Annotated in this window: 10 protein-coding genes; 6 read left to right on the top strand and 4 right to left on the bottom strand. The window is 72.9% G+C overall.

From position 1 onward, the window contains the following. The 3 genes from E1293_RS40590 to E1293_RS40580 all read left to right on the top strand — a co-directional run. Positions 1 to 615, top strand: a 615-nt coding sequence (locus tag E1293_RS40590; protein WP_132204404.1) for an alpha/beta hydrolase, incomplete at its 5' end; no start/stop codon positions are given. 141 nt (positions 616 to 756) lie between these two features. Then, positions 757 to 2,199, top strand: a complete 1,443-nt coding sequence (locus E1293_RS40585) for a hypothetical protein (RefSeq protein WP_132204402.1) — start codon at positions 757 to 759, stop codon at positions 2,197 to 2,199. Then, on the top strand, positions 2,196 to 3,398 hold the full coding sequence (locus E1293_RS40580) for an ARPP-2 domain-containing protein (protein ID WP_132204400.1): 1,203 nt from the start codon (positions 2,196 to 2,198) through the stop codon (positions 3,396 to 3,398). Before E1293_RS40585 ends, E1293_RS40580 begins: the two co-directional genes overlap by 4 nt. On the opposite strand, the gene E1293_RS40575 is transcribed toward E1293_RS40580, so the two are convergent. Further along, the gene (locus E1293_RS40575) at positions 3,331 to 4,143 is read right to left on the bottom strand and encodes a PIG-L family deacetylase (RefSeq protein WP_132204398.1); all 813 of its coding nucleotides are present in this window, start codon (positions 4,141 to 4,143) and stop codon (positions 3,331 to 3,333) included. The two genes, E1293_RS40580 and E1293_RS40575, sit on opposite strands and share 68 nt — an antisense overlap. A 54-nt stretch (positions 4,144 to 4,197) precedes the next feature. Then, a complete protein-coding gene (locus E1293_RS40570; protein ID WP_132204396.1) occupies positions 4,198 to 5,052 on the bottom strand; it encodes a class II glutamine amidotransferase in 855 nt (284 codons plus the stop codon). Between the two features lie 91 nt (positions 5,053 to 5,143). Between E1293_RS40570 and E1293_RS40565 the strand changes: the two genes are divergently transcribed. From E1293_RS40565 to E1293_RS40555, 3 genes are all read left to right on the top strand, one after another. Beyond that, positions 5,144 to 5,644, top strand: a complete 501-nt coding sequence (locus tag E1293_RS40565; protein ID WP_132204394.1) for an HAD domain-containing protein — start codon at positions 5,144 to 5,146, stop codon at positions 5,642 to 5,644. A gap of 74 nt (positions 5,645 to 5,718) precedes the next feature. Continuing rightward, complete coding sequence (locus E1293_RS40560) at positions 5,719 to 6,726, top strand: methyltransferase (protein WP_132204392.1); 1,008 nt, start codon at positions 5,719 to 5,721, stop codon at positions 6,724 to 6,726. Between the two features lie 85 nt (positions 6,727 to 6,811). Next, entirely contained in the window at positions 6,812 to 7,573 is a 762-nt protein-coding gene (locus E1293_RS40555; protein WP_132204390.1) for an SDR family NAD(P)-dependent oxidoreductase, read from the top strand. Between the two features lie 3 nt (positions 7,574 to 7,576). Here E1293_RS40555 and E1293_RS40550 read toward each other — a convergent pair whose 3' ends face one another. Together E1293_RS40550 and E1293_RS40545 are read right to left on the bottom strand one after the other, a co-directional pair. Then, positions 7,577 to 8,206: an NUDIX hydrolase gene (locus tag E1293_RS40550; RefSeq protein WP_132204388.1), complete on the bottom strand. Its 630-nt coding sequence runs from the start codon at positions 8,204 to 8,206 to the stop codon at positions 7,577 to 7,579. Further along, on the bottom strand, positions 8,203 to 8,732 hold a 530-nt coding region (locus tag E1293_RS40545; RefSeq protein ID WP_132204386.1), incomplete at its 5' end, for a helix-turn-helix domain-containing protein. The genes E1293_RS40550 and E1293_RS40545, both read right to left, overlap by 4 nt.

The following is an 8,732-nucleotide window of genomic DNA, read 5'->3' as shown; positions in this document are numbered from 1 at the left end:
GGAGAGGTCCTGCGTGGGCGGGGGCATCGGGCGCTGGTCGTGGATCTGACCGGTGACGGTGAGCGGGACGCCGCCGGCTATGCCGAGGAGGTGAGCGCTCAGCTTCCCGGTGATGTGGACGCTCCGGTCGTCGTCGCGCATTCGGGGGCTGGGATCATTCTGCCCGCGGTCGCGCGGCGGCTCGGGGCCCGGCACCAGGTCTGGCTGGCCGCGTTCGTGCCCGATGGGCGACGCGGTCTGCTGGCGGAGGTCTCGGCGGCGCCCGGCGAGGTGTTCAATCTCGAATGGCTGGGCAAGGACCCGACCTCCGATCCGGTGCTGGCCACGTATTTCCTGTTTCACGACTGCGATCTGGAGACGCTGCAGTGGGCGCTGACCACGCTGCGGCTGTTCGTCCCCGAGCGGCCCTACCAGGAGCCGGTCGGACTCGCGCCGGAGATTCCGTCCACGTATGTGGTGTGCGCGGCCGACCGGACGCTCCGGCCCGAATGGTGCCGGCGCGCGGCCGGTGACCGGCTCGGCGGTGCCGTCGTGGAGATCGATGCGGGGCACTGCCCGCACGTTTCACGGCCGGCGGAGACCGCCGCCCTGCTTGAGCGGGCGGCGAATAACTGAAGGGCGCCGCGGCCGGTGCGGTGTTACGGTGCGGGGGCCGGCCGCGGGACTTCGGTGCGACTTCCGGAACCCGCCTTTATAGCGATGCTTCGCTGCTCGCGCCCTCATTCCCCGGCCGGCGCCTTGGACCCCGGGGGAGTCATGAGCGAGACGTTCGCCGACCTTGTCGCGTGCGAGGACGTGCTGATGTTCGTCAACGCGGCGATCACGTCGACCGGGCAGCGGGAGTTCCGCCACTGGGCCGGTGAGCAGCGGCTCAGCCTGGAGTTCCTGCACGAGTACATGCTGGGGAACTACCGGGACATGTACGCCGCCGTCCTCGCGCTGGACATCAACGACCACAATGCGGCGATCATCGTGCGGAACCTGCTGGTGCGGGCGGGGGACGTGGAGGCCGGCCGGCGGCGGAGCGAGGGCCGGCTGATCGCGCGGCGGCTGGAGGCGATGCCGCAGCAGCGGGTGTACCGGGTGTTCCGCGAGCTGCGGCGGTGCGGGGTGAACAACCGGCGGACGCGCGCCATCATCCGGGACTGGATGGCCGGCCGGCGCGACCCGGCGTTCGACTCCGTGAAGTACCGGGCGGCCGTGAAGGACGCGGTCCGGCACGCGCACCTGCGGCTGCGCGGGGAGCAGCGCGACTTCCTGTTCGCGCCGTTCAGCGTGAAGGCGTACGAGACGCCGATCTACGAGCAGTGGCGGCGGGCGCACTACCAGCAGGCCGCCGTCTACGAGCTGCCGTACACGGTCGCAGAGGGGTTCGCGGCCAAGCACAAGATTCCGCGCGAGGTCTTCCTGGAGCGGATCCAGCCCCGGATGACGCGGCTGGAGCGGCTGCGCTTGCAGACGAGTGCGCAGGAGGCGAAGGCGGAGGCCGTCCGCGCGGACCTGGGGGAGATGCCGCTGACACGGCTCGCGTCGTACGTGCTCTCGCTTTCGCTGGACGAGCGGGCCGCGCGGCGGGCCGAGCTGAGCCGGGCCCTGCGCACTGCGGCGCGGCGCGTGGCGGGGGCGGCACGCGGCTCGTGGGGGAAGGTCACGGCCGTGCTGGACGACAGCTACTCCGCGCTGGGGTCGGGGCAGAAGCGGCGGCGCCCGCTCGCGGTCGCGCTCGCCGCGCACTACCTGCTGGAGGCGCTCGCGACCGAGTACACGCCGCTGTGGACGTCGGGACGCACCGATGAGCTGCTGGTCTGCCCGTCCGGCCCGACGCCGCTGGGGCAGCGGATCATCGACGCGCTGGAGACCGGTCCCGAGCGGCTCCTCATCGTCTCCGACGGCTGGGACAACGCGCCGCCCGGCCTCGCCGCGGACGTCCTGCGGGTCTGGCGGACGCGCCTCGACCCGGGGCACCGGCTCGCGTCCGGCCAGAAGGTCATGATCGTGCATCTGAACCCCGTGTACGACGCCGACGACTTCGATGTGCGGCGGCTGGCGGCGGGCGTGCCGACCGCGGGCGTCCGGGACGCCGAGGACCTCCCGGCGCTGGTCGGGCTGGCCCGCTTCGCCGAGGGACGCCTCGGCCTGGCCGAGCTGCGGGCGCATCTGGACGACCGGGCCGCCCGCTTCCTCGGGGAGCGCGCATGACGCCGAAGCTGGACGGCCTGGAGACCAGGCCGGGGCAGGTGTGGGGCTCGGTGCGGCTCGTGCCGCTCGTCCGCGAGGAGCCCGTCCCGCACCTGCGGCTGCATCGGAAGGCGTACGAGGAGCCGGTGTCGGTCGTGGACGTGGGCGACGCCGTCTACGTCTCGTTCGTCCCGCACGCCTTCGTCGCGACGTGGAGCGACGGCGACCAGACGCAGGGAGCCTCGTACGGGACGCGCCTCCTGGAGCGCGACACCCGGGCCGCCCCGCCCAGCGTGCCCGTGCGGTTCACGCGGCGGATGGCGCGGAAGGCGGGCAAGGACCGGCTCCGCTTCCTGCCGCTCCACCTGGCCGTGGAGGGCTACCTCGCGCTGCACTTCGGCGGGCCGGAGATCGCCTGGGAGGAGTGGTCGCGCAGGGCGGTCGCGCACGGCCTGTCGCCGCGCGGCGAGGAGACCTACCTCGGGCGCCAGGTACGGGGCCTGGAGGACGCGCTCCGGATCTTCGAGATCCATCCCGGCCAGTGCGGGGTGATGGTCTACGTCGGCGACGCGCTGGCGTGCGCGTTCGTCGTCCCGCACCCGGACGACTACCGGGCGCTGCACCCGACGCTGGTCGAAGACCTCTTCGGAGAGCTGATCTTCGTGTACGGCCTGCTGGGCGCCCCCGCCGGCGACCTGTCCGCGCCGATCGACGACACGGAGATCCGGTCGCTCGGCGACCTGCGGACGGCGGCGGAGCTCCGCCAGGAGGAATGGGCCGGGTTCCACGACCGGGTCATGGCGGGCCGGCTCTTCGACGAGGACGGCTCGCGCCAGGTGGTGCAGTACCTGCACGGCTTCGAGCTCTCCCGGTTCCTCCCGTCGTTCGCGCCGCACCAGGAGAACCACATCGGCGAGACGATCACCGATGACGGCGGCCGCGTCGCCTACCTGAAGTCGTTCCGGCTCTCGGAGGCGCAGGTCAAGCGCGGCTACCTGCTCAAGCGGCTGGCCGAGCACGACTGGCGGCTCGGTGCGGCGGCCGCTGCGCTGGGCACCGACGAGGCGTCCCTGGCGCTGCGCCTTGAGCGCGCGGGGTTCGGGTACCTGCTGCGCCAGGACGTCCTCGACCGCTACCGGGCGGCCAAGCGCGCTACCCGAGACCCGCGAACAGGTCGACCTCCTGATCGGGTGCCGGGACGCGGCAGAAGTGGCGGATGAAGGACTCGTACGAGAACGCCGCCTGCTGCATCTCCTCCGGCATCCGCAGCAGGAAGATGTTCTCGCCCTGGCTGGCGTGCGCCTGCAGGGCCTTGCGCTTGGCCTCGACGTGCGCGGAAACGTCCAGGACGCTGGTGATCAGCTCGTCGGGGGTGCCGAAGTCCGCGGGCGGGTCGAAGTCGATCTCCACGCCGGCCTCCCGGACGGCTTCGAACATCTGCTTGATGCCCGAGCGGGGGATCGCCGTGTAGTACAGCTTGTCCGGGATGCCGGTCTTCTCGGTGGCGGCCATCGCGATGCGGTGGGCCCGGACGTGGTCCGGGTGCCCGTAGCCGCCGTTCTCGTCGTAGGTGACGACGACCTGCGGGCGGTACCGCTCCATCAGCGCGCCGAGCCGCCCGGCGGACTCCTCCAGCGGGATGTTCGCGAACGCGGCGGGATCGTCGTTGGTCGACCAGCCGTCCATGCCGGAGTCGCGGTAGCCCAGCAGCTCCAGGTGCCCGATGTCGAGGAGCCCGGCCGACTCGCGGAGCTCGGCGAGTCGGCGCTGCGCGACCTCCTCGGCGTCGTGCCCGGGCTCGCCGGGCTTCACGCCGCCCGAGTCGTCGCCCTGCTCGCCGTTGGTGCAGGTGACCAGCACCGTGCGGACGCCCTCGGCGGCGCAGCGGGCCAGCAGGCCGCCGGTGCCCAGCACCTCGTCGTCGGGGTGGGCGTGCACCGCCATCAGCGTGAGTTCTCGCGTCATCCGGGCTCCTCCAGGTTCCGGCCGTCCACTCTACGTCCCGGAACCAGAAGTCGATCACGTCTGGGACGTGGACTCGGCCGCCGACAGGTCGGCGAGCGTCAGCGGGTGCGCGGGCGCGTCGAACGGGAACACCGAGGACGCCTCCAGGCCGTCCACCGTGAGCAGCTCGCCGGGGTCGAGGAGCCGCCAGCCCGGATCGTCGTCCATCCGCTCGCTGGCGAGGACGCAGGCCGGGGTCGGCTCCCGGTGCGCCGCCACCGCCAGCCGGCCGGGCTCGCGGTCGGAGGACAGGTGCCGCGCGGCACCCGGCTCGGTCAGGTCGGGTGTGAGCACCCACAGCTCGTGCGTGTCCGGGTAGCGCAGCGCCCACAGCCGTCCGGACTCGGCCAGCAGGATGTTCAGCGCGAAGACGGGCAGCTCGGCGGCGATGCGGCGGACGGCCGCGATCAGCCCGGCCGCGGTGTCGCCCCGCCGCCGGATCTCCGCCGTGATGTAGGCGAACACGAGCTCCGAGTCGGTCTGCCCCCGCATCAGGGCGCGGTCCACATCGCTGAGCCACGAGTCGAGGACGTCGAGGCCACGCACGACCCCGTTGTGGGCGAACAGCCGGTCGTCCATGAAGAACGGGTGCGAGTTGTGGACGTCGGGCGCCCCGGTGGACGCATACCGGACATGGGAGACGAACGTGTGCGACACGACGTGCCGCGCCTCGGAGTTGAAGTCGGCGTCCTGGAACGCGGCGACGGGCGCACGGTCCCGGACGGGTTCGCCGCCCAGCGAGAACCAGCCGAGTCCCGTCCCGTCGGGCATGCGGCGGCTCTGGAACCGCAGGCTGTCCGGGGCGTCCAGCAGCCAGAAGGTGGCGTGGACGCGGGGTCCGCCCGTGGTCATCCCGAAGAGCCGGCACATGCCGGGACGATGCCCGGCCGGCCGCGGCCGACACCACCGCGCGGGAAAACGGCCTTCGACGGAAGGGCGTCGATGCCGTACGGTCCGGTGTATGGGGTCGCCGGTAATTCTGCTCGACGTCGACGGTGTATTGAATCCTTTCGAACGGCCCCATCGCCGCTACCAGCGGCACCGGTGCTCGCCGAACGGGATGACGTTCAGGCTGTGGCTCGATCCCGGGCACGGCCCGTCGCTGCTGGAACTGGCCGAGTCCACCGGCGCCGAACTCGCGTGGGCGAGCTACTGGTGCGGCACCGCCAACGAGTGGATCGCGCCGAGGATCGGGCTGCCGGAGCTGCCGTTCGTCCCGATCCCGCAGTTCCCGGGCATCGAGGAGGGCCGCACGCTCGGCGCGTGGAAGGCCCGGCACGTGGCCGCCTGGGCGGAGGGCCGGCCGTTCGTCTGGTTCGAGGATGAGCCGGACGCCACCGAGTGCATCGCCGGGGAGCCCGACGTCGCCGAGCACCTGCTCGTGGAGATCGACCCGCTGACCGGCCTGACCGGCGAGCACATCGAGACGGCCGCGGCCTGGCTGCGCGCCCTCTCGGCGTGATGGCAGGTTGCATTCGTCCAAGACGGCAGCGGTGAGGGCTCTTTAGCGTCGGCGGTGGCAGGAAGGAGCCGACGATGTCGAGATCACCGCTGATGGACCTGGCCTTCGGATACATGCCCGCGCAGCTGATCCATGCGACGGCCGAGCTGGGGCTGGCGGACGCGCTGGCCGGGGGCCCGCGGTCGAGCGCGGACCTGGCGGAGGCGACCGGCGCCCACGCGCCGTCCCTCTACCGGCTGCTCCGCGGCCTCACCGGCCTGGGGGTCGTGGAGCAGAAGGAGCGGGACCTGTTCGCGCTCACCGCGGAAGGCCAGCGGCTGCGCACGGACTCGCCCGACTCGATCCGCTCGCTGATCAGGCTGTTCTGCGGCCCGGACGTGTGGCGGACCTGGGGCGACATGACCGAGACGCTGCGCACCGGCGAGTACGCGTGGAAGCGGGCGACCGGTAGGACGCCCTTCGAGTCCTTCCAGTCCGACGGCGAACTGTCGGCGACGTTCAACGAGGCCATGGCCGAGCACACCCGCGCCGTCGCGCCCGGCATCATCGAGGCGCACGACTTCGGCCGCTACGGGACGGTCGCGGACCTCGGCGGCGGCGACGGCACGCTCCTCGCCGCGATCCTGCGCGCCACGCCGGGCCTGCGCGGCGTCCTGTTCGATCTGCCCGCCGGGTCGGCCGCCGCGCCCGGCACCCTGGCCGACCTCGCCGGGCGGGCCGAGATCGTCCGGGGCGACTTCTTCGCGTCCGTTCCCGGAGGCGCGGACGCCTACGTCCTCAAGAGCGTCATCCACGACTGGCACGACGAGAAGGCCGCCGCGATCCTGCGGAACTGCCGCGCGGCGATGCGCCCGGACGCCCGGGTGCTCCTCCTGGAGCAGGTGATGCCGGAGCTGGTCACGCCCGAGTCGGCGGGCATCGTCCGCAACGACCTCAACATGCTCGTGTCGACCGGCGGGCAGGAGCGCACCGAGGCCGAGTTCCGGGCGCTGCTGGAGGGCGCCGGGTTCACGGTCGTCTCGCTGACCGGGCCGCTGCCGCCGTCGGCGTACCACGTCATCGAGGCGAAACCGGCCGCCTAGCCTTTGTCAGGGCCCGCTTACGGCGTGATCCGCGTGAGCGTGCAGGATGGGGACCGCCGCAAGCAGTCCTGACGAAGGAGTGTCCGTGAGTTCTCTCGCCGGCCGTACGGCCCTGGTCACCGGCGGAGGCCGGGGGATCGGCCGGGCCGTCGCCCTGGCCCTGGCCGCCGACGGCGCGCGGGTCGCCGTCGCCTACCGGCGGGACGAGGAGGCCGCGCGCAAGACCGTCGCCGACATCGAGGCGGCGGGAGTGCGCGGCCACGCGTTCGGGGCCTCGGTCGACGACCTCGAGCAGTGCCGTGCCCTCGCCGCCCAAGTGGAGTCCGAGCTGGGCGCCCTGGACATCCTTGTGCACAGCGCCGGGATCGCCAGCCGCGGCAACAGCGTCGCCGACACCGATCCCGCCGAGCTGGAGCGCGTCATGCGCGTGCACGCGCTCGGCCCGCACCACCTCAGCCAGGCGCTGCTCCCGCTGATGCGGCGCGCCGACCGCAGCGACATCGTGTTCGTGTCCAGCGTCGCCACCGATCTCATGTCGGCGTTCAGCGGCCCCTACGCGATGGGCAAGGCGGCGATGGAGGCGCTCGCCCGGGTCCTCGCCAAGGAGGAGCGCGGCAACGGCATGCACGTCAACGTCGTCGCCCCCGGCGTGGTCGACACGGAGATGGGGCGGCGGCTGGTCCGCGCCACCGCCGGGATCGAGGACATCCGGGACGCGGACGCCACGTCCCCCTACGGGCATGTGTGCACGCCCGAGGAGGTTGCCGACGTGGTGCGGTTCCTCGTCTCGGGCGCCGCGTCCTACGTCACCGGGCAGCGCATCGTCGTGGACGGCGGGACGTTCTGACCCTCAGCGGCGCGTCCAGTCGGGCTGGACGAAGTCGGCGACCCTGACGTGCCGCCCGAGCAGGACCACCTCCCGGAACTGCCACAGCATCGCGCCCGTCGGGGCATGGACGCGCCAGTCCGGGCCCAGCCACATCTGCAGCAGGTGACCGCCGTCGGGCTGCGGCACCCACTTCGGGGTGTCGTCGGCGGCGAGCTTGCGCAGGCTCGTGTAGTGGACTGAGTGGACCTCGTCCGGGCTCGGCGTCAGCGGGCCCGGATCGTCCAGCACCATCACGATCGGCGTGATCGCGAAGCCGGACGTGGCGGGGAAGTCGTCCAGCCTGCCGAGGACGTCGGCGGGCCCGGCGGCGAGGCCGATCTCCTCCTGCAACTCGCGCAGCGCGGCCTGCTCGGGCGTCTCGCCGTCCTCCAGCCCGCCGCCCGGCAGGCCCCACTGGCCGGCGTTGCGTCCCCGGTAGGCGCGCTTGATGAGGATCACCGACGGGACGCCCTCGTGCTCGACCGCGCACAGCACGACCCCGGCGCGGCGCAGGCCGGGCGCGTCCGGGACGGTCGTGTGCCCGAACGAGCCGAGGCGCTCGGCGGCGAGCGCCCGGAACGCGGTGAGGTCGTCGAGGGGAGCGGGGGTCATGCGTCGATACTGCCAGGCCCCGCCTCGCGCGCGTACTTCGCGGGGGACGTCCCCACGGCGGCGGTGAAGTCTCGGGTGAAGTGCGCCTGGTCGGCGTAGCCCAGTTCGGCCGCCAGCTCCGCCCAGTCGACGGCCGTGCCTGACGCGGCGCGTTCGGCGGCCTCCTGCATGCGGAACCGCCGGATCACCCATTTCGGGCCGATGCCCACATACTCGTGGAACAGGCGCTGCAGGCTGCGTGGGCTGAGCCCGATACCGGCGGCCAGGTCGTCCACCCTGACCAGGCCGGGCTGCGAAGCGATCCGGTCGACGACCTCGGCGGCCCGTTCGGCGGACGGGTCGGGCTCCGGTCCCCGCGCGGCCAGGAACCTCTCCAGGCGCGCGACGGCGTCCTCGGCGCGGGCGCAGGCGAAGACATCGGCGGAGAGCGCGGCGCCCTCCGCGCCGAACACCTCCTCCACCGCGGCGAACCGGCCGGTCAGCGTGGCGACCGGCGCACCGGTGAACGGCCTGAACCCGCCCGGCC

The organism is Actinomadura darangshiensis (assembly GCF_004349235.1).
GTDB classification, from domain to species: Bacteria; Actinomycetota; Actinomycetes; order Streptosporangiales; family Streptosporangiaceae; genus Spirillospora; species Spirillospora darangshiensis.
This window is presented reverse-complemented; position numbering and strand designations above follow the sequence as displayed.

What these genes read in the sequence shown, in the direction of transcription:
- E1293_RS40585 (WP_132204402.1), top strand. Translation starts at nt 757, where the DNA reads ATGAGCGAGACGTTCGCCGACCTTGTCGCGTGCGAGGACGTGCTGATG.
- E1293_RS40575 (WP_132204398.1), bottom strand. Translation starts at nt 4,143, where the DNA reads ATGACGCGAGAACTCACGCTGATGGCGGTGCACGCCCACCCCGACGAC.
- E1293_RS40580 (WP_132204400.1), top strand. Translation starts at nt 2,196, where the DNA reads ATGACGCCGAAGCTGGACGGCCTGGAGACCAGGCCGGGGCAGGTGTGG.
- E1293_RS40570 (WP_132204396.1), bottom strand. Translation starts at nt 5,052, where the DNA reads ATGTGCCGGCTCTTCGGGATGACCACGGGCGGACCCCGCGTCCACGCC.
- E1293_RS40550 (WP_132204388.1), bottom strand. Translation starts at nt 8,206, where the DNA reads ATGACCCCCGCTCCCCTCGACGACCTCACCGCGTTCCGGGCGCTCGCC.
- E1293_RS40560 (WP_132204392.1), top strand. Translation starts at nt 5,719, where the DNA reads ATGTCGAGATCACCGCTGATGGACCTGGCCTTCGGATACATGCCCGCG.
- E1293_RS40565 (WP_132204394.1), top strand. Translation starts at nt 5,144, where the DNA reads ATGGGGTCGCCGGTAATTCTGCTCGACGTCGACGGTGTATTGAATCCT.